Consider the following 22007-nt stretch of genomic DNA (forward strand, 5'->3'; position numbering starts at 1 on the left):
TAAAAATACTATTTCTTGTAGTCTTTAAAGAAACTATTGATTTTCATTTGGATTACCCCAAAGAAAGCTTCCTTAAATATCTTGGTACTCATTTTTGAGGTACCTAAGGTACGATCTGTAAAGATAATAGGAATTTCCACGACATTAAAACCATATTTAATAGCTGTAAACTTCATTTCAATTTGGAAGGCATAGCCCACAAACTTGACTTTATCTAATGGAATGGTTTCCAATACTTTTCTTCGAAAACAAACAAAACCAGCTGTAGCATCTTGTATGGTAATTCGTGTAATCATCCGTACATAAGCCGAAGCAAAATAGGACATTAATACGCGGTTCATTGGCCAGTTGACCACATTCACCCCTTTGATGTAACGAGAACCAATAGCCATATCTGCACCTCCATTCAAACAGGTATCGCGAAGACGAATTAAATCATCAGGATTATGGCTAAAGTCGGCATCCATCTCAAAGATAAACTCATAAGAATGAGCTAATGACCATTTGAATCCATGGATATAGGCAGTACCCAATCCCAGCTTTCCTTTGCGTTCTTCCATAAAGAGACGACCTGCAAACTCCTGCTGTTGCAATTGGCGGACAATCTCTGCTGTTCCGTCTGGAGAACCATCGTCTACAATTAAAATATGGAAGTCTACTTCAAGGGAAAATACCTTGCGAATAATGCGTTCTATGTTTTCCTTCTCGTTATAGGTAGGAATGATTACTATGCTATCTGACACTATCTAATTTTTGATGGCGTAAAGTTAAACAAAAAGCCGAATAGATAAACTATTCGGCTTTTTTGCTAATTGACACCGTGCATCAATTTCTTTATCATTGGCGAGAGCAGTATTAACACTACTCCTGCTATAAGGGCATATAGCCCTAATTGTTTATATCCGTCCGTATAGGTGATTAGCTTATCCATTAAGGAATCGCCTTCTCTGGCTTCAGCCATACCTGCACCAATCAATCCGGCTACATATTGCCCATAAGCACTTGCCAGGAACCACATTCCCATCATTATCCCCTGCAATTTAGCCGGAGATAATTTGGTCATGATGGATAACCCGATTGGAGAAAGACACAACTCACCAATAGTAATAACCAAAAGCGCTGTTGTGAATATATCCAAAGAGGTCATACCTTCTACTGCAAAAAAGCGGGTAGCATATAGCACATAAAACCCTAATCCTAAGAAAATAAATCCTAATCCGAATTTAATAATCGTATTGGGTTCCATTTTTCTTTTCGCTAACCAAAGCCATAAAAGGCCAAATAATGGTGCTAAAAGAATAATAAAGAATGCTCCACCTGAATTGTTAACCCCATTAGGGTCTAAGCGAAATGCTCCTCCCATAACTGAATCATTCAGGTTATGAGCAGCGAAAATACTTAGGGATCCACCACTTTGCTCATAAATACCCCAAAATACAATGGAGAATAATATGAAAATCAATGCGGCAATGAGTTTATGACGTTCTTTTGATTCTACCTTGGACATTTCATAGAAAAGGTAGATTAAAGTCAATGGACCAATAGTGTACATGAAATAATCGGTATACTCGGTTTTAGACACCATGATTTGAATCAATGGCACTAAAAGCAATGTTCCGATATAAACGGCATATTCCACCCATTTCGGAAGTGGCTTCGTTTTAACGATAGCATCTGGATGGCCAGGTTGCAATCCAATTGGTCCTAACTCATGTTTGGTAAATTGGAAATTGATCAAACTAATCAACATACCTAATGCTGCAAGTCCAAAAGCTACATTCCAACGATGTGCTTCATCAATTACCGAGCTCAACATATAGCCTTTTCCAATAGCCACACAGATATAACCACCTAAGAAAGCACCTAAGTTAATACCTGCATAGAATAAGGAAAAACCTGCATCACGACGGTTATCACCATCTTTATACAATTCACCCACCATCGTGGAGATATTTGGCTTGAAGAAACCTGTTCCGATGATGATAAAAGCTAATCCGAAAAAGAAAAACTGATGGGTATCGATCGATAATAATACTGAACCTACGATCATGAGAATTCCACCGAAAAATAAGGACTTACGGAAACCTAAGATCTTATCAGCAAAAAGACCTCCTATAAATGTAAATGCATAAACGAATGCCTGGGTTGCCCCATATTGTAGATTGGCTTCTTTCTCGCCGAAGTTCAGTTGGGTAATCATAAAGAAAACCAACATCCCGCGCATACCATAGAAGCAGAATCGCTCCCACATCTCGGAGAAGAATAAACGCCATATTTGTTTAGGATACTTACCCTCGAAATTCTGTACTTCGGCGAGTGATTTGTGTTCCTCTGTAGTCATTGTTAATCTAAATAGGGTCTGCTTATTTTACGCCGTGCATTAATTTCTTCAACATTGGATGTAATGACATTACAATAAGACCTGCAACGATTGGAACAATGGTGAAGATCAAGAAGAACGTACTTAAAGAGTATTCCTTGGTGATATTTTCAATTTGACCACCTAATATAGCAGCAAGCTTATTTCCAATCGCAATGGCTAAGTACCACATACCAAACATAAATCCGATCATACGTGCCGGAACAAGTTTAGATACATAGGACAAACCAACTGGAGATAAACAGAGCTCACCTAAGGTGTGGAATAAATAAGCTAAAATCAACCATACCATGGATACTTTAATACCGGCTTGAAGTCCATGAGCACCAAATGCCAATAATCCAAAACCAATAGCCATAATGATCAATCCCATACCGTATTTTACTGCAGCTGGTGGATTGAACTTAGAATCCCAGATTTTAGAAACAAAGTTGGCAAAAGTAATAATGAAGAAGGAGTTCATGATGGAGAACCAAGAAACGGTAATTTCAGAGGATTCTGCAGTAAACTCACGATATAACATCCATATAGCAATTCCCCAAACGCCGGCAAAACAGACAAATTGAACAACATTGGACAATGGTGCTTTACCAAAGGTTTGTTTGGTTAATTTGGCGACTACATAGGTAATCAAGATTAATGGAACTACGGTTAAGAGTGTGTTTACAATATTGAAGATAATTAAGGAATTACCCGATAAAGAACGATCTACACTATCGCGAGCAAAGATGACCAAAGAAGAAGCGCCTTGTTCAAAGGACATCCAAAAGAAGATTACAAAGAATGCGAAGATAATTACCGCAATTAATCGTTGTCTAACGACTTTGGTATAACGCGATAAACGGGAAATAACCACAAACAAGAACAAGACTAAAGCCGAAATAATCGCCACGTTCTGACCAGCCATAGTGCCTATTTGAAGGCCTGATAAAATATCAACATTGGCAATCTTAGAAAGTGGATCATTAAAAGCATAAGCTAATCCCAATAAGGTCATGATAATAATTAAGAAGGTATCCAGATTTGTAAATGGATTAGGTTTATCATCAGGGTTCTCTGCTTTCATTGCTGCAGCTTTCTCTTCTGCTTGCTCAGCAGTCGGAGGATCGCCTACTTTACCAAAGATTGGCTTAGCAAACCAGAATTGCAATGTTCCTAAAAACATGAAGATACCGGCTAATCCGAATCCCCAATGCCAACCTACTTTTTCAGCTAAATAACCACACAGCATCATTCCGAAGAATGCACCGGCGTTTACCCCCATATAGAAAATGGTATAAGCACCATCTTTCTTCTGTGGGAACTTCTTGTACATTTCCGAAAGAATAGAGGTCATATTGGGTTTAAAGAAACCTGTACCAATGACCAATGCACCAAGACCTAAGTACAAGAACAATGGTGTATCAAATGCCATAAACAAGTGACCAAGGGTCATAATGGCAGCACCTATTACTACAGCATACCGATAACCTAAGAATTTATCGGCTAGAATACCTCCAAATATTGGTGTGATATAAAGCAACATGGCATAAGTACCATATAATGCTCCTGCCTGAACTGGATCCCATCCCCAACCAGAAAAAGGACTTCCGACTAGAATGGCACTGGTTAAAAAGTTGATTAGGAGAACGCGCATCCCATAAAAAGAAAACCGCTCCCACATTTCCGTAAAGAATAAAACGAATAATCCAGATGGATGGCCCAAGACTAAGTGTCCGTCTATCCCCTGTTTCTCCAATTCTTCTGAAAACGAAGCTTCTGAAATTTGACTCATAAATGTATTTTTCTGCTTAATGCTAATTTTTCGAACCGTAAAATTAAACAAAAAGCCGAACTGTAAAACAATTCGGCATTTATTAACTATTTAAATATTATTTTTTTGTTAAAATTATGTATCTATTAGTGGATACCATGCATCATTTTCTTCAATTTTCCATTGAATAACAGTAACAATAGCGCCACTGCGATAGGTAATGCGGCAATAATCAAGAAAAACACAGTCATCGAATAGGCTTCTGTAATTTTATCGATATATGATCCTGTTTTACCAGCAATGAAGTTTGCAATGGCCGAAGCGGTAAACCACAAGCCGAACAATAGTCCTGCAAATTTCTTAGGAGATAGCTTACTTACATAGGATAACCCTACTGGTGATAAACACAATTCACCGGTGGTATGGAAGAAATAAGCCAAGATTAACCAAATCATACTCACAGAAGCGGTTTTAGCTCCCTGAGGGATAGTCATTGAACCATATGCCAAGGCTAAGAATCCAACAGCTACCAAGATTAATCCGAAAGCAAATTTCACGGGACCTGAAGGGTTCCATACTTTTTCCCATAATTTGGAGAATGAGGAAGCCAAGGTAATGATGAAGAATGAATTTAAGATCTGGAACCAAGATACCGTAACTTCAGTTTGGTCTAAACTAAATTCACGGTTTACTTTCCAAATACCTAATACCCAGATAATCGCAAAGGAAATGGCCGTTGCAATAACCGTCATTGGGTATTTCGAAAATATCTGTTGTGATAATTTAAAGAGTACGTAGGTGACAATGATAATCGGGAATATGGTCAATGCAGCATCTACCCACTTAAAGGTCTCACCTGCTCCACCGGTCAATACCCTTTGTGTATAATCCTTCGCAAAGATGGTCATCGATCCTCCCGCTTGCTCAAAGGCAAAGAAAAAGAAGATACTGGCAATCATTAATACGGCTACAACAACTAATCTGTCACGAACCACATTTTTAGGTGCTTCATCTTCTTCAGGTTCTACATGTTCTGCAGGTGTATGAACGGTATTTGGTTTCTCTCCGATGATACCAAAAATCTTCTGTGCAAAGTAAAACTGTATCATACCGAAGAACATAAATACACCAGCAAGACCAAAGCCGTAATGCCAACCTACTTTTTCACCGATATAACCACATAATAACATACCTAAAAATGCACCAGAGTTAATACCCATATAGAAAATAGTATAACCAGCATCTTTCTTAGTACTGTTATTCGGGTATAGCTGTCCAACCATAGAAGAAATATTCGGTTTGAACATACCATTACCAAGAATCATTAGGACTAAACCAATATAAAAGAAATTACCAGAGATGTGCTCAAAGGCCATAGAAGCATGTCCTAGGGTCATAATTAGAGCTCCGATTAAGATTGCTTTCCGATAACCGGTTAATTTATCAGCGATCATACCACCGATTAATGGGGTTAGATAAACTAATCCAGTGTACCAGGCATAGAGGTTCATGGCTTTTTCATTATCCCAGCCCCAACCACCTTTAGCAAGCTCGGTAATTAAAAATACCGTTAATAACGCCCGCATACCGTAGTAGCTAAAACGCTCCCACATCTCAGTGAAGAACAGGACAAATAGACTGGCCGGATGACCCATTACCATTTTGTCATCAACTCCTTGCTTGGCAAGGTGCTTGACCAATGCTACATCGTTCTCTTGATTCATTTCTTAAATTATTTGTGTTATTATTAGATTTATATTAGAATTAAATTTCATGCGAGTAACAAATAAACAAATTTTTATTCAAATTCGCTACTATTCATGTCTTGAACTGTTCAAGACTAGTTCATGATGTAATGGTATTTTTACTTAGGACGATAAAAAAATCCCAAAGTTTAAACAAACAATTGCAAAAACTTAAATTCCTATAATAAAAACCTTAATAAGCTATCAGTATTATAATGGTGTTTTCAGAAAAAAGGCAACTTTTTTGAGAGAAAAGTTGCCTTTTTTGTATTATTTAAAGCGCTCTAAAAGTGCTTTAGTTTTTTTGATTCCTTCATCTTCTGAAAGGTTGCTTCCTTCATATTCAATCCCAACCCAACCTTTATATTTCGCATTCTTCACAATTTCCATCATCTTCTGATAGTCAACCTTGGTGTCATTGCCTTGTGCATCAAAATCATGCGATTTTGCACTTACGCCATGCGCATATGGCATTAATTCGGTAACTCCTTTATAACGATCGTACTCATAGAAGTTTCCAAAATCCGGAAGACTTCCGCAGTTCTTCTTACCTACTGTTTTTAAAACATCAGATAACCAATCACCATGAGAAGAAATACCACCATGGTTTTCAACCACCACCGCAATTTTTCCTTTTTTACCGTAGTCAGCTAAAGTGGAAAGACTTTTTACGACTTGGTCTTTAACTTCTTCTTTTGTTCCTTGTCCTGCTGCATTTACGCGGATGGCATGACAGCCTAAGAAATTAGCCGCATCAATCCATTTATAATGATTCTCTACTGCCGCTAAACGCTTCGCTTCATCACGGTCTCCTAAATTACCTTCACCATCAATCATGATCAAAACATTGGTAACACCATTATCTTTTGCGCGGTTATTTAGATCTTTTAAGTAAGTCATATCCTTGGCTTTATCCTTAAAGAACTGATTGACATATTCAACTCCATAAATACCAAAGTTCTTGGCTGTGTATTCTGGGAAATCGATATTTTTCAAATCACCTTTGAATAATTTCTTGTGTAAGGACCATTCGGCTAAGGAAATCTTAAACCAATCTTTTTTCGCTGCGAATAAATCTAAGGAAGGTGCAAGAGTAATACCTGCAGTTGCCAATCCTAGATTCTTTAAAAATTCTCTTCTTGAATTCATAGTCTTTTAATAATGATAATTTAAATGTTAGCCCATCCGGATGTGAGCACATCAACGAGATGTAAGGTTTTGATAGGCAGTTGATTTTTTTCTATATAGGCTTGTAGTTGTAATAGACAGGACGAATCTGTTGAAATAATATATTCCGCTTTTACGGCTAAGGCATTTTGAACTTTCTGTTCAGCCATAGCGGTAGAAATGGCCTCAAACTTAACGGAGAATGTACCTCCGAAACCGCAACAGGTTTCTTGATCGCGCATTTCTATGATTTCCAACCCTCCCACATGACTTAACAGTCGACGAGGTTCTTCTTTGATCTGACACTCGCGAAGACCTGAACAGGAGTCGTGATATACCGCAGTACCTATGAGTTCTGCACCAAAGTATTCTTTCTTCAATACATTCACCAGGAAATCAGAAATCTCAAATATATTGCGTTGAATGGAGCGACAACGGTTATGCTCCATGGTATTGGTAAACAAGTCATCATATCCATTTCTGACCATGCCGGTACAAGATGCCGATGGCGATACAATGGGATACTCCTCTTGAAAGTCTTTTAAGAATTTTTGACCGATTATTTTGGCATCATCCCAAAAGCCCGCATTATAAGCAGGTTGGCCGCAGCAAGTTTGCTCAGCATTATAAATAACCTCACAGCCCGCCTTCTCTAAAAGTTTTACTGTATTAAATGCTGTTTCTGGGTATAGTTGATCTATAAAACAGGGTATAAAAAGCTCTACCTTATTCATTAATTGTTTTGAATAATCTGTAATTTATTAAATTTTAAAACAGGAAACAACAATAAAAATCCGATCAGAAAAAATATCCCTAAAGATAATGCCGAATAACGGATATTATTGGTTACTTGTTCAATGATTCCAAAGCTAAACAATCCTATTACAATTGCTAACTTTTCAGTAACGTCATAAAAGCTAAAAAAGGATGTGGTATCTTCAATATGCGTAGGTATAAGCTTAGAATAAGTCGATCTGGATAGGGACTGAATACCTCCCATTAAAAGCCCAACCATAAAGGCCATCATGTAAAAATGGTACTCATTAGCCATGAAATAAGATGCTCCACAGATCATAATCCATAAGAAAACCACGACCATTAAAACTTTGATATTACCAAATCGCTTGGCTAACAAGGACATTAAATAAGCTCCCCCTATGGCTACGATCTGAATTAACAAGATGGAAGCAATTAATTTATCAGCGCCAAGGTTAAGCTCCTTCTGACCAAATGCAGCAGCTACGATGACAAGGGTTTGAATACCCATGGCATAAAAGAAATAGGCTGGCAAAAAGCGTTTGATAGCTTCAATTTGCTTGATTTGACCTAGGACAGTAGTAAACTCTGATTTAACCTTTTGAAAGAAAGGCATAGCTTCTTTTCCTTTGGAAGGTCTATTTCTAGGCAAGAATCGAAAAGGAATCTGCGAGAATGATACCCACCATATTCCGACTAACAAGAAGGAAAGTCTGGCCGGTAAGGATGGATCAGTAATCCCAAACCATTCTGGTTTAAATATAAACACGAAACAGATAAGCTGTAAGATAACACAGCCTACATAACCATAGGCAAAGCCTTGCGCACTAACACGATCCTGTTGGTCAGGTGTAGCAATAATAGGCAAATAGGAATTATTGAATGCCACCCCACCTATGTAGCCCATAGCAGCCAATGCAAAACATATTATCCCCCATTCTAAGGTATCCAACTTAAAGAAGAACAAACCCATACAGGCGAAGGCTCCCAAGTAAGTGAACATTTTCATAAAGAACTTACGCTTTCCAGCTGCATCAGAATATGCCGAAATAAAAGGCAATCCAACAGCCATTATTAAATAAGCGATAGAAAGCGCAAAATTAGAAAGTGCGGTATTGACAAACTCAAAACCAAAAAAAGAAACGGTTGTACTACCCGTTTCTGCATTTTTTGTGATCGTCGTATAATAAACTGGAAAAATAGTCGAATTAATGACTAAGTTATAAGCTGAATTAGCCCAGTCAAACATGGACCATGACCTGATGAGGCGCTTATCGTTCTTTTTGAAGATTTTCATAATATGCTACCGCTAATATACCCAATAGATTTTAACCTAGATTAAAAATTTTCATAGATATAAGTCACGAATTTTACCATCTCTTTTCTTACTGGACTTGAACTTCCTAAGTAGTTGTTATTCAAGAAGGAGAAAGCATATCTTTTACCGGTCCGGGTTTTGATAAAACCACTTTGACAGTGTACACTATTGATGGTACCGGTCTTTGCCCATACAAATGGAACTCCTCCCGGAGTTTTATAAACACCTTTCAACGTACCTTCTAAGCCTCCTGCTGGAAACAAATAGTGCTTGGCAGCATCATCTCGAACCACGTTGCTGACCATTAACAGAAGTTCCACCATACTTCTAGGTGTAATCTTATTGTAAGTGGATAATCCACTCCCATCCATTAAATCAATTTTATCTTGAAAGAGATTATAATACGTTGTCTTCATGTAATTACGCAATTCCTCCGTTTGGAACTTGCGATACTTCATAAAGGAAGCGATCATATTCAATTGTTCAGCTAAGAAATTATCACTTGGCAACATCATTTCCCTTAAGACTTCCCGAGTTGGGGTTGAAAAATAGACTTTGGCATCTGCTGGAAGCGGCTCGTCAATTAATCCAACTGTCTTCTGTAAAGTATCCTGAAGTAATCTGATCAACAAGGTATCACTTGTTTTGAAAGGTTTCTCATTGATGTAATTTGCAGGTAAAGGAAAGGTATTCACCTCAAAATGGTTATTAACCAAGGGTCTATGAATGCGGTATTTGGTAACTGTATCGGCTAATAATTGCGCCTGAGATTCAAAATAACTTGGGAACATCCTTAACTTTTTTCCACGTTCCCTAAACTGTACCACATTTCCATAAATCGGAAAAGGCGTAATCTCTGGCTGATAATAGAATTCGTAATCCTCCATACTCCAGCCATTACGATAAACTGTTTCCTGCGGTTTAGACTTACTATAGTATAACTTCTTGTTGCTATTCTTTAAGAATTGAAAAACACGGCCATTGTCTAATTTGACATGTAAAAAAGTAGGATCTCCCGTTCCCCAAAAGATTAAGGAATCTCCACGCTCCACATAAGCCAAACCTGGGATAGAATCTCCTATTAGTTTTAGAGAAGCAAATAAAGTAAACACCTTGGTATTGCTCGCTGGCGTAAAATGCTTATCCGCCTGATGATCCAAAACAAACCTAGCAGAATCTAAATCATATAATGAAACGCCATAATAATGCTTATTAAGTACGGTAGACTGTTGTAGGAGTTGCTCTAATCGTGTATAGTCCTGAGCAGCTGCAAACTGCCATATTAGGAGACATAGGAAGGTTAGGATGCTTTTCATAAGTTGTAAACTTAAGAATTGTTAAGGAAATTTAATGTAAAATTTTGTTGATGAGAGGAGATAGATAGAAGACCGCTTCGTTTTTTGAGGAGGAATAGGCGACTTGATAAAATAGATAGCAAATAATTGAGCTTATCTACTAAATAAATCTAATCGTCTTTACTGTGTAAGGACATTATTGCAATTTCATCACATACTTTAGGCCTCCTAAAATATGTTTTTGAAAATTAGCCTCATCAAAAGACTCCTTGGTATGGCCTAAACCAGTATAGAACATGCGGTAGTTCTTATACTCTTGGAACCAAGCTATTGGGTGGAATTTCCCCATTCGGCCATTTTTATAGGATGTTTCATCCAATAGCATCAATACATTGATCCCTGGTTTGACATCTTTAAAATCATACCATTCATCTTTGTGCATCCATATCTTCTGCAAGTGCTTCGTAGCCGGATGCTTTCTATTTACCACATCAATTTTTGCTTCTTGTACGGGTGGATGGCTAGCAAAATAAGCGCCTACTAACTGTGCATACCAAGGCCATTCATACTCCGTATCCGCTGCAGCATGAATTCCCATAAAGCCTTTACCAGATTCGATAAATTTCTGAAAGGCGGCTTTTTGTGCATCATCCAATATGGTACCGGTGGTACTGAAGAAAATAACGGCTTGGAAATTTGCCAAAGAATCTGCTAAGAATACATTCGCATCCTCTGTATGGGATGCTGTAATATTAGCTTCAGCAAACAATTTCTTCATGACAGCCACTCCCTTGGGAATATTATCATGTCGAAATCCCGTTGTTTTAGTAAAGATTAAAACCTTCTTCTGTTGAGCCTTTGCACTTGATGGTACAAATGGCAAGAACAAGGTAATAAGCAATATATAAACAAGGGATTTCATCCGAATTATATTATTTATTTGATGACTTCGTTATAATAAGCCAAACTCGCTGTGATTAAATCCTCTTCGACATACTTATTATATTCACAATTACCGATATCTTTCAGTAAAGCAAATCCTAATTTATTACTTTCATTCTTTTTGTCGTTGCGCATGAGCTCAATAAGATCAGGGAAGATCTCAGAAGGAATAGCATATGCAGGGTAAATTCCCTTAAAATAATTGACAATTGTATCCAATGCTGATTCAGACAGGTTGTTCTCCTTATGTGAAATATAAGCCTCACAGATCATACCTATGGCAATCGCTTCACCGTGCAATAAAGGATTTTGATCGTGATAAAGAGAATACCCTTCCACCGCATGTCCTACAGTATGTCCAAAGTTTAATATCTTACGCAATCCTTTTTCGGTAGGATCTTCTAGGACAACTTTGTTCTTAATCTGTACAGAATCGTATACCATCTCCTCAGGAATGTTTGGCAAGCTTACTTGCATACAACGTTCAAAAAGAGCTTTATCTTGAATAAGACCATGCTTGATAATTTCAGCAAATCCAGAACGGATCTGACGATCATCTAAAGTCTCTAAAAATTTAGTAGAAATAAAAACCGCTTGAGGTTGGGTAAATGTACCGATGATGTTTTTGACATTATCCAAATCAATTCCTGTTTTGCCACCTACCGAAGCATCCACTTGGGATAATAAGGTGGTCGGAATATGAATAAAGTCAATCCCTCTCTTATAGGTTGATGCTGCAAAGCCACCCATATCCGTTACCACTCCCCCGCCAAGGTTCAGCATTAAAGCCTTACGATCTGCACCAAAGTCCAACATTGTTTTCCATACACCTATACAGAAATCGATATTCTTGTTCTCCTCACCTGGATCCACTTCAATAATATCGTAGTCTACAATATCCGGAATAAAGGACTGTAAAATGGGTAAACAATGGTCATTGGTATTTCGATCGACTAATATTAGCAACTGGGAATAGTCATGATCAATAAGGAAAGATTGTAACTCATCTAGTTCATTATCAAATACGACATCGTATCCTAAACTCTTGATTCTTTTCATAATAATAATTCAGCTTAAAGATAGGCATTTTTCCGAATCTCTTTCACTATGTGTGATTAGCAGATTCAGATTTTTTTAGGTTAACTCTTGAAGCACAATTGATTATTAATATTCAATTTATATTACTTTAACTTTATTACCGTCAAACTCCACCAAATCCCCTACTCGAACTTTTAGTCGCTTGCGGTAATCCACCGCGCCATTGTACTTTACTAAGCCCTCTTCTACTACCCATTGGGCCATAGCGCCGTGTTCAACCCAGTTCATCACTTTCAATAATTGGATGAGTTGAATGTACTCTCCCTCTAATGTAAACGTTTGCATAACCAAAAGTAAATTTATTGTTAATGATTTACAATGTAATGTTGATTTTATTTGCAATTAATAAGTAAGTTTGTGGGATTAAAACTAATTGAATATGGATACTATTTCCCCCTTAAAGCTAGACTTTAATAATACGGAAATTGCCTTTAAAGGTAAAAGTGACAAAGACCTCAATAAAGCGTACTGGTTATTCAAAATGGTAGCCAGCAATGCATTGATTAAAATCGGTACTCCGATCACCAACTTCTCCCTTAATATTGGATTACCAATCCAAGGAATCATCAGAAATACGATCTATAGACAATTCTGTGGTGGTGAAAGCATCGAAGATTGTTCTCGTGCCATTTCTGAATTAGGACATGGAAATGTGACCACTATCTTAGACTATTCCGTAGAAGGTGAAGAATCGGAAGAAAGCTTTGATGCCACATGTAATGAAATCTTACGTACGGTAGAAAGCGCCAAACAAAATTCCTTGATTTCTTTCTGTGTATTTAAACCTACCGGATTAGGAAGATTTGATCTTTTGGCTAAAATCGATGCAAAACAAGCTTTAACTACTGAGGAGCAAGCGGAGTATCAACGTCTATGGAACAGATGTGATCAAATCTGTCAAGCATGCCATGCTGCAGGTATCCGTGTATTAATTGATGCAGAGCACTCGTGGATTCAAGATACCATTGACGATATCGCTCGCGAAATGATGGAGAAATACAATCAGGAAAAACCTATTGTCTACAACACCTATCAATTGTACCGTGCTGATAAATTAGCGTCTCTAAAAGCTGATTTTGCGTATGCAAAAACACAGAACTTCCATTTAGGTGCTAAAATCGTTCGTGGAGCTTATATGGAAATTGAGCGTGAAAGAGCTAAAGAAAATGGCTACCCATCACCAATCCAACCTAACAAAAAAGCTTCAGATACCGATTACAACGATGCTATCTATTTTATCTTGGATAATATTGATCAAATCGGATTAATGGCCGGAACGCATAATGAAGAAAGTTGCCGAATCCTAGCTGAGGAAATGGAACGTAGAAATATCCCACATAATTTACCGAATGTATTCTTCGCGCAATTATTGGGTATGTCAGATAACCTTTCCTTTAACCTTGGAGCTGCTGGTTACAATGTAGCTAAATACATGCCTTATGGACCAGTGAAAGCAGTAATGCCATACTTATTCCGTCGTGCTCAAGAGAACACCTCTGTAGGTGGTCAAACAGGACGCGAATTAAGTCTGATCATGAAAGAATTGAAAAGAAGGAAAGCTTCAAAGAAATAATAACTTATAGAAAGTCTCCCAAATAAGGAGACTTTCTTATTTTTGCAGCATGAACGAGATTGCATACCAGAAATACCTTACCTTAAGTTCGCTTGCTGATTCCTATAAAGCTTTATTATTTGATGTCGATGGCACCCTTGCCGACAACATAGACGCCCATAAAGCTGCCTATGTAGCTACCGCATTGGAATATGGTATTAACTTAAATCCCGATCTAATCGATGAAACTGCAGGATGGCCAACCATTGCTGTTGCCGATGAAATATCAAAAAGGTATCAGGTAGAATTGGATTTTGAAGTATTCGCCAAACGTAAATCTGCCATCTTTATAGAGCGTTTTATCCAAGCAACCAAACCTGTGGACTATGTACGTCAGGTTCTATTGGACAAGATAGGAAGTCATAAGATTGGTATTGTATCTGGAGGATCGCGTTCTACCCTAACCATAACCCTAGACGTAATTGAGGTTGCTGGTAAATTTGAAACCTTAGTTTGTGCTGGTGATACTCCTAAAGGGAAACCATCTCCCCAGCCTTTCCTATTGGCTGCTGAACAATTAAATGTAGACCCTGCTGATTGCCTTGTCTTTGAAGATGGAGATCCAGGTGTACAAGGAGCTATTGCTGCAGGAATGGCTTGGGTTAGAATTGACCAGATTTAATTAGAAATTCGTAATAATACGCAAGCCTCCATTGGTGTAATTCATATCAGCACGTTTGAAGTTACCTACAGGCAATTTCAAATAAGGCTCAACTGAAATCGAGAAACTCTTTTTCATTTTCACTTCTTTACCGATAGATAAGTTCATAAAACCGCCAAAGCCATTGGTACTCACGTTGGGCTCTTCTGTCTTAATAGATTTAGAAACTTGTTTTACAGCTTTCTCTACACCCTTATCATCAGCCGGCATCCCGTTAGGAAAAACTTCCGAATTACTATTCTCAATATAGTGCGTAAAACGCTCTTGTTTGGTCACAGCCGAATAGGTTAAACCTGTAGAAGCATAAAACCCAGAATTAGTTTTCAATTTCACATCAACAGGAATCTCAATTGCTTGAACAGCACCGGAAATCGCATTAATATTCGGTAGGATAACAGCGTTGCTTACATTAGCCTGTAAAAAGCTGTTTTGGTTGTATTTTTGAATACTTTCTTTACTTGCTGCTACTGGTATATCTTGATTTGCAATTGGATCACGCATTGCTCCCGCTTCATAACGATTAAAAGCAAGACCAGTACGAACAGCAATGTTCTTCGTGACATTGTAGGCTACCAATACCCCACCTCCAAAATTAAACTTATCGTTAGTGGAGTTCGGAGATACAAATACCCCTAAATCAAAACGCTCACCAAAATTAAATCGCTTATTTTGGAACTGCGGTTCTTGACCTGAAATTGCAGAATTACCTAATTGTTGATTGCTAGAAGCCAAGGTAGAAACGATCCGAGAATCCCCTATTGGTTTCAATTCATTATCATTTTTTAAGCTACTGATTTGAGTAGATATTACCGGATTCTTTAATTCAATATATTTTGGATTCGCTACATTCGATGTAATGGCATGCATACCAGTTTGCGCTTCAAACATTCCATTTGAACTAGTTGAAGACTGATTTGCAATTATTCCTTGATTCATAGCATTCACCTGAGCAATTACCTGCTGTTCATTACCATTAGTTATAACATCAGAATTTAAAGAAGTAGGTACCTCTTCTGTTATTGAATTCTGTTCAATGCCTTCATTCGTATTTTGTTGAGTGGAAGATGAATTTGCAGGATCTTGCATCACAATTGTTTGATTTGGATCATTTGTAGGCAGTTTATCCTTGCTATATTGCTGAATAGCAAAAGCACCCACAAGAAGTACAGCTGCAGCCGAAGCAGCCCAATAGTAGGCCCTATTCTTCTTAATAGCCGAAGGGTTATGAGTTTCTTGAAATTTCTCCCAAGCACCTTCCTTATAGGGAAGATCCTCAGCAGCTTTCAACTGCTCAATGATCTGATCAACGATATCTTGTTTATTACGCTTTTCCATCTTTCTACGAATCAGGATTGTATATTTATCAAATTAAACTGTTGGGCGTAAAGCTTTCTCAGCTTTTGTTTTGCCCGGGTAAGGTAGGTTCTAGACGTACTGTCCGGAATATCCAACTTCTTACCTATCTCCTCATGGGAGTATCCTTCAATCTCATACAGATTGAAGATCGTACGTTGGATTTCTGGCAATTGTTGGATTAAAAGCAAGATGTCTTGATACTCCAACTTACTACCATTGTCCACCGCATAATGCAAGGTGTCTGAACCATTAAGGTCATCCAACATAAGCATTTGCTTTCGTACGCGTAATGCGTCTATAGCAGTATTCACGGCAATCTTTCCCATCCATGAACGGAAAGTCTTTTCCAATATCTCTGAATCTTCATGAATAGAGAAACTGGAAATCTTATTAAATACTTTAACAAAACACTCATTGGCAATCTCTTCCGACTCCATTTCATGCTTCATATAACGTATCACAATGGCCATGATATAACCATAGTACTTCTTATAAAGAAAAGCTTTGCTTTTTTCACTTCCGGACATAGCGCACTGTTCCAAAGCAGTCCGAAGACTCAATGGCGTACTTTTACTAAGGTATTTCTGTATAATTCCCACCTATGTCCTTACGTTATCCAGTATATATTTTAGCTAATAAATCATCTAACTGGATTAAAGTTTTGACGCATTTGAACTTTCCTCCTATTTGTTTGTATGATTTATACGATTATTCATCTTAATATGCTACAATTCAATTGAAAATAATGACTTCTATCATTAAGCAATTGCACTTTATTTGGTAAATTTAAGGAAACACTAAATGAATGACCATGAGAGCAATATTATTTCCAACCGATTTTTCAGAAATTGCTAGTAATGCCTTTCTGTACGCCTTAAATATAGCGAAATCTATTGACGCTAAAATTTATGTGCTTTATACCTATTTAGAACCTGTTTTGTCGGCTACTCATGCTGGACAACCCGAGCTCATTGGTGAAGTTTATCAAACCATTGAACTGAATCAATTTGAAATCTACAAAAAGAAAACACAAGCCTTACGCGATATTGCACAAGAACATAACTTGTCAGATGTAGAGCTGGTATTCTTATTCGAAGAAGGTCCAGTCGCAGCTGTGGTCAAGAAGATTACCGATCGCGAGAAAATACATTTAGTGGTTATGGGAACTCATGGAGAATCTGGTTTCCTATCCAAAGTGATTGGAACCAATACCGTCAATGTCATTCGTTCCATTCAAAACCCTGTTCTCGCCGTTCCTCCACATGCAAAATACCAAGGAATCAAAAGAGCGGTATTTACTACCCTATTCCGTGATAAAGACAAATCTGCATTGAAGGAAATGTTATTAATGGCCAATGCCGTTGGTGCAAAAATCAGCTGCTTGCATATCTTAAAGAACGAAAAAGTAGCAGATGTTCTCCTGCAAACTGAAAATTGGCGTCATGAATTCCCCAATGAGCAAATCGAATATGTTTTACTGGAAGAAGTGGAAAGCATAGAAAATACGATCACCACCTATCTTTTGGAAAACAATGTAGACATATTGGCTGTTGTAAAACGGAATCGGAATTTCTTTGATCGGATGTTTAGCAACAGTGTGAGTAATAACCTCGCATTTCACTCTAAAGTACCTATCTTAGTCTTCCACGAAGAAAAATAGTATGCAACAGGTTATCAAAAAACTGGAATCCCTGGGGAAAATCAATCAAATGGTGGAAAAGTACACCGAAATTACGGATGAAAACTTGACCATTCATGGTGTATTGTTTTTCATTCCTTTGGATAAATACGAGGTAAAGGTTTTAATACCTGCACCCTTTCACCGGGAATTACTGGATAAAGGTATTCCAACTTTTAAGCAGATCCTCAACCATAAAGAGGCGATGTTATTGCGATAACCGAAATAATAAAGATTAATTAGTATTTCTATCAAGTCATATAAAAAGAGCCCTTCCGTTTGGAAAGGCTCTTTTTAAATATATGAAATAAGATCTTATTTCTGATTTGCACGAATGATATTCAATGCACCACCTGCTTTAAACCATTCAATTTGTTGTTTATTGTAAGTATGGTTTGCCAAGATTTCTTCAGAAGTTCCATCTTGGTGGTGTAATACGATAGTCAATGGTGTGTTTGGAGCGAACTCTATTAAACCGTTGATATCGATGATATCGTTTTCTTGAATTTTATCGTAGTCTTCTTTGTTTGCAAAAGTCAAACCAAGCATACCTTGTTTTTTCAAGTTTGTTTCGTGGATACGAGCAAATGATTTTACAAGAACTGCACGAACACCTAAGTGACGAGGCTCCATAGCAGCGTGCTCACGTGAAGAACCTTCACCATAGTTTTCATCACCAACTACGATTGAACCAATTCCTTGTGCTTTATAATCACGTTGAGTAGCTGGTACTGCACCATACTCACCTGTCAATTGGTTTTTAACGCTATCCGTTTTATCGTTGAAGTAGTTAACTGCACCGATCAACATATTGTTGGAGATATTGTCTAAGTGACCACGGTATTTCAACCAAGGACCTGCCATCGAAATGTGGTCAGTAGTACATTTACCTTTTGCTTTGATTAACAATTTCAATCCTTTAAGATCAGTACCTTCCCAAGGAGAGAATGGCTCAAGAAGTTGAAGACGATCAGATGTTGGAGAAACTTCTACAACAACATTAGAACCGTCAGCCGCTGGTGCTTGGTACCCTGGATCATCAACTGCAAATCCTTTTTCTGGTAATTCATCACCAGTAGGAGGATCTAATTTCACTTGCTCACCATCTTTGTTTACTAAAGTATCTGTTAATGGGTTGAAACCTAAATCACCAGAGATAGCGATTGCAGCAACCATTTCAGGAGATGTTACGAATGCATAAGTATTCGGGTTACCATCAGCACGTTTAGCGAAGTTACGGTTGAACGAGTGAACGATGGTGTTTTTCTCTTGTTTATCCGCTCCAGCACGATCCCACATACCGATACATGGACCACATGCATTGGTAAAGATAGTAGCGTTCAATTCCTCGAAAGTTTTCAATAAACCATCACGATCAGCAGTAAAACGTACTTGCTCAGAACCTGGGTTGATACCAAATTCAGCTTTTGTAACTAACCCTTTTTCAACAGCTTGACGAGCAATCGATGCCGCACGCGATAAATCTTCGTAAGAAGAGTTCGTACAAGAACCGATTAATCCCCACTCTACTTTAGTAGGCCAACCGTTTTTACCAGCTTCCTCACGCATACGAGAAATTGGCGTATATAAATCCGGAGTGAAAGGACCATTCAAAGATGGTTCTAATTCCGAAAGATTGATCTCAATTAATTGATCGAAATATTGCTCTGGATTAGCATATACTTCCGCATCAGCAGTCAAGTGACCTTTGATTGCGTTAGCAGCATCAGCAACTTCTGCACGGTCTGTAGCGCGTAAGTAACGCTCCATAGATTCATCATAACCAAAAGTTGATGTTGTAGCACCAATCTCAGCACCCATGTTACAGATTGTTCCTTTACCAGTACATGATAAAGATTCAGCACCTTCACCGAAGTATTCTACGATAGCACCTGTACCACCTTTTACAGTAAGGATACCAGCGACTTTCAAGATAACGTCTTTTGGTGCAGCCCAACCAGATAATTTACCTGTTAATTTAACACCGATTAATTTCGGGAATTTAAGCTCCCATGGTAAGCCTGCCATGACATCACATGCATCCGCACCACCTACACCAATAGCAACCATTCCTAATCCACCCGCATTCACGGTGTGGGAGTCAGTACCGATCATCATACCACCTGGGAAAGCATAATTCTCCAATACTACTTGGTGAATAATACCAGCACCTGGCTTCCAGAATCCGATACCATATTTATTTGAAACAGAACTTAAGAAGTTGAATACTTCTGAACTCTCTTGTTTTGCACGATTTAAATCTTGCTCAGCACCATCACGTGCTTGAATCAAGTGATCACAGTGAACCGTCGAAGGTACAGCTACCTTTGGACGTCCCGCCTGCATAAATTGCAATAAAGCCATTTGCGCTGTAGCATCCTGCATCGCAACACGGTCCGGTGCAAAATCTACATACGATTTACCACGCTCATACGCCTCAGTCGCATTTCCGTCCCAAAGGTGAGCATACAAAATTTTCTCTGATAATGTCAAAGGTTTGTTTACAATCTGACGAGCAGCAGTAATGCGCTCATCATACTGTGAATAAACCTTCTTAATCATGTCTATATCAAAAGCCATTATTATTTGTTTAATTTGATTTCTATTTTATTACAAATCCGGCATCCAGCTTAGGATGTGCTACGCAAAAATACAAAAAAAACATCGCTAATGTTGCATTTCTGCCAACTGCTCCTAATTTGGAAATATTCTAAACAAACAGCTTAAACTGCCTGTAAATTAGGATTAACCGCCTTTAATTCTTTCACTGTTTCCATTGGATTTGCCGATGTAAACACAAAACTTCCGGCCACCAATACATCTGCTCCTGCAGCCAATAATTTGCCAGCATTGCTGGTGCCTACTCCCCCATCAATCTCAATCAATAAATCGGTGTTTTGGTCCGCTGCTAATGCGCGTAACTCCTTGATTTTAGAATAGGTACGCTCAATGAATTTCTGTCCTCCAAAACCTGGATTCACTGACATCAAACATACCAAATCAATATCTTGAATGATATCTTTCAACAAGCTAACCGGTGTATGTGGATTTAAAGCAACACCTGCCTTACAACCTAATTCTTTAATAGCTGCCAAAGTACGGTGTAAGTGTGTACACGCCTCATAATGAACTGTTATAATCTCTGCACCACTATCTTTACAGATTTGCAAATAGCGATCTGGATCTACAATCATCAAATGTACATCCAAAGGTTTCTTTGCATGCTTAGCGATCGCTTGCATAACAGGAAAACCAAAAGAAATGTTCGGTACAAAGACACCATCCATAATATCAATGTGAAACCAATCAGCTTCGCTCTCATTGACCATTTGAATATCTTTCTTTAAATCTGCAAAATCAGCAGCCAGAATGGAAGGTGCGATTAAATGTTTTTGTGAGGACATGTTTATGTTTTTTTGCAAAGATAATAAGTATAAACATTTTATTCGACATAATAGGCTTTTAATCGTGGATTGCTACACTATCCTTACAATTCTTACTCTTTTTTATAAAACAAAAAAATCCTGAGGTGGGGAACCTCAGGATTTTACCAAACCAATTATTAACCTAAATTATGAAATTTTTTTACTCTTATTACTCTTTTGCTTTCTTTAATACTAAAACGCAATTGCAATGCCGATGTTATATTTCCTAAGTCGGATTAACATATTTTAACAATAACCACTCTCAGGTCATATTAATACGACCTTATACGATCATACCTAAGATTGCAACCCTTACCTTAATTTAACATTATAGAAATATTGAGGTCTTAAATCATCTTGACCTCTCCTACTTTGTAAGAAATCCTCCATTATCCTTGCTATTAGGCTCTATACAAGCTTGGGTTTGACAGGAGTTTGCTTCGAGAATGCTACGGATTTTCCTTGGATCCGAACAAGATCCGAACAAGTTCCGAAGGAGATCCGTTAGAGTCTCGAATCCAACCCTAATGAAACTCTAATGAAACCCCTAGCAAACCCTAAGGATAGACGATAAGACTACAGACGAAAGACGCCAGAAATAGATTGGAGATAGAGGTGAGATATAAGACCGCTTCGCTATTAGATGTGAGACATTAATTCTAATTATACTTTATTACTAAACATACTTTTTTAAATCGGACAGAAATTCCGCTGCGCTCAGTGCTGCCCTTACGCGTGACGAGCTATAAACCGCCAAATAGCAAGATTATTAGGTAGCACGTTTGGAAGGGGCGGTACTGAGTGAGTTTGAGGAAAGGGAA

19 protein-coding genes are annotated in these 22007 nt (G+C 38.0%); 4 read left to right on the forward strand and 15 right to left on the reverse strand.

The features are described 5' to 3' along the window. Positions 1-8 precede the first annotated feature (8 nt). The 11 genes from ACP6L2_RS06320 to ACP6L2_RS06370 form a co-directional block, all read right to left on the reverse strand. On the reverse strand, positions 9-743 hold the full coding sequence (locus ACP6L2_RS06320; protein WP_344674043.1) for a polyprenol monophosphomannose synthase: 735 nt from the start codon (positions 741-743) through the stop codon (positions 9-11). 65 nt (positions 744-808) lie between these two features. Next, on the reverse strand, positions 809-2341 hold the full coding sequence (locus tag ACP6L2_RS06325) for a peptide MFS transporter (RefSeq protein ID WP_440508424.1): 1533 nt from the start codon (positions 2339-2341) through the stop codon (positions 809-811). A gap of 22 nt (positions 2342-2363) precedes the next feature. Next, complete coding sequence (locus ACP6L2_RS06330) at positions 2364-4154, reverse strand: peptide MFS transporter (protein ID WP_440508425.1); 1791 nt, start codon at positions 4152-4154, stop codon at positions 2364-2366. 125 nt (positions 4155-4279) lie between these two features. Next, positions 4280-5857, reverse strand: a complete 1578-nt coding sequence (locus tag ACP6L2_RS06335; protein WP_440508426.1) for a peptide MFS transporter — start codon at positions 5855-5857, stop codon at positions 4280-4282. Positions 5858-6148: 291 nt separating this feature from the next. Then, complete coding sequence (locus ACP6L2_RS06340; RefSeq protein ID WP_440508427.1) at positions 6149-7027, reverse strand: sugar phosphate isomerase/epimerase family protein; 879 nt, start codon at positions 7025-7027, stop codon at positions 6149-6151. A 20-nt stretch (positions 7028-7047) separates the two neighbouring features. Next, positions 7048-7779: a (Fe-S)-binding protein gene (locus ACP6L2_RS06345; protein WP_344674038.1), complete on the reverse strand. Its 732-nt coding sequence runs from the start codon at positions 7777-7779 to the stop codon at positions 7048-7050. Beyond that, on the reverse strand, positions 7779-9098 hold the full coding sequence (locus tag ACP6L2_RS06350) for an MFS transporter (protein WP_440508428.1): 1320 nt from the start codon (positions 9096-9098) through the stop codon (positions 7779-7781). Before ACP6L2_RS06350 ends, ACP6L2_RS06345 begins: the two co-directional genes overlap by 1 nt. A 41-nt stretch (positions 9099-9139) precedes the next feature. Then, positions 9140-10435, reverse strand: coding sequence for a D-alanyl-D-alanine carboxypeptidase/D-alanyl-D-alanine-endopeptidase (locus ACP6L2_RS06355; RefSeq protein WP_440508429.1), 1296 nt, complete (start codon positions 10433-10435; stop codon positions 9140-9142). Between the two features lie 175 nt (positions 10436-10610). Next, positions 10611-11336 carry a ThuA domain-containing protein gene (locus tag ACP6L2_RS06360; RefSeq protein ID WP_440508430.1) on the reverse strand — a complete coding sequence of 242 codons (726 nt, stop codon included), beginning with the start codon at positions 11334-11336 and terminating at the stop codon, positions 10611-10613. Between the two features lie 14 nt (positions 11337-11350). Next, positions 11351-12415 (reverse strand): 3-dehydroquinate synthase, encoded by a 1065-nt coding sequence (aroB, locus tag ACP6L2_RS06365; protein ID WP_440508431.1) that lies wholly within the window; start codon positions 12413-12415, stop codon positions 11351-11353. A 117-nt stretch (positions 12416-12532) separates the two neighbouring features. Beyond that, positions 12533-12739, reverse strand: a complete 207-nt coding sequence (locus ACP6L2_RS06370; protein ID WP_344674033.1) for an RNA-binding S4 domain-containing protein — start codon at positions 12737-12739, stop codon at positions 12533-12535. Between the two features lie 94 nt (positions 12740-12833). On the opposite strand from ACP6L2_RS06370, the gene ACP6L2_RS06375 reads away from it, so the two are divergent. Both ACP6L2_RS06375 and ACP6L2_RS06380 read left to right on the forward strand, forming a co-directional pair. Next, on the forward strand, positions 12834-14027 hold the full coding sequence (locus tag ACP6L2_RS06375; RefSeq protein ID WP_440508432.1) for a proline dehydrogenase family protein: 1194 nt from the start codon (positions 12834-12836) through the stop codon (positions 14025-14027). Between the two features lie 49 nt (positions 14028-14076). Next, the gene (locus tag ACP6L2_RS06380) at positions 14077-14688 is read left to right on the forward strand and encodes an HAD family hydrolase (protein ID WP_440508433.1); all 612 of its coding nucleotides are present in this window, start codon (positions 14077-14079) and stop codon (positions 14686-14688) included. Here ACP6L2_RS06380 and ACP6L2_RS06385 read toward each other — a convergent pair whose 3' ends face one another. Both ACP6L2_RS06385 and ACP6L2_RS06390 read right to left on the reverse strand, forming a co-directional pair. Continuing rightward, positions 14689-16062: a hypothetical protein gene (locus ACP6L2_RS06385; RefSeq protein ID WP_440508434.1), complete on the reverse strand. Its 1374-nt coding sequence runs from the start codon at positions 16060-16062 to the stop codon at positions 14689-14691. 11 nt (positions 16063-16073) lie between these two features. Beyond that, positions 16074-16610 carry an RNA polymerase sigma factor gene (locus ACP6L2_RS06390; protein ID WP_344674029.1) on the reverse strand — a complete coding sequence of 179 codons (537 nt, stop codon included), beginning with the start codon at positions 16608-16610 and terminating at the stop codon, positions 16074-16076. A 284-nt stretch (positions 16611-16894) separates the two neighbouring features. On the opposite strand from ACP6L2_RS06390, the gene ACP6L2_RS06395 reads away from it, so the two are divergent. After that, complete coding sequence (locus ACP6L2_RS06395) at positions 16895-17743, forward strand: universal stress protein (RefSeq protein ID WP_344674028.1); 849 nt, start codon at positions 16895-16897, stop codon at positions 17741-17743. A 1-nt stretch (position 17744) separates the two neighbouring features. After that, entirely contained in the window at positions 17745-17981 is a 237-nt protein-coding gene (locus ACP6L2_RS06400; RefSeq protein WP_440508435.1) for a hypothetical protein, read from the forward strand. A gap of 95 nt (positions 17982-18076) precedes the next feature. On the opposite strand, the gene ACP6L2_RS06405 is transcribed toward ACP6L2_RS06400, so the two are convergent. Together ACP6L2_RS06405 and rpe are read right to left on the reverse strand one after the other, a co-directional pair. Then, a complete protein-coding gene (locus ACP6L2_RS06405) occupies positions 18077-20341 on the reverse strand; it encodes an aconitate hydratase (protein ID WP_440508436.1) in 2265 nt (754 codons plus the stop codon). A 143-nt stretch (positions 20342-20484) separates the two neighbouring features. Beyond that, the gene (gene rpe / locus ACP6L2_RS06410) at positions 20485-21165 is read right to left on the reverse strand and encodes a ribulose-phosphate 3-epimerase (RefSeq protein ID WP_344674025.1); all 681 of its coding nucleotides are present in this window, start codon (positions 21163-21165) and stop codon (positions 20485-20487) included. Positions 21166-22007 lie beyond the last annotated feature (842 nt).

It is taken from the genome of Sphingobacterium lactis (assembly GCF_051951495.1).
GTDB lineage: Bacteria > Bacteroidota > Bacteroidia > Sphingobacteriales > Sphingobacteriaceae > Sphingobacterium > Sphingobacterium lactis_A.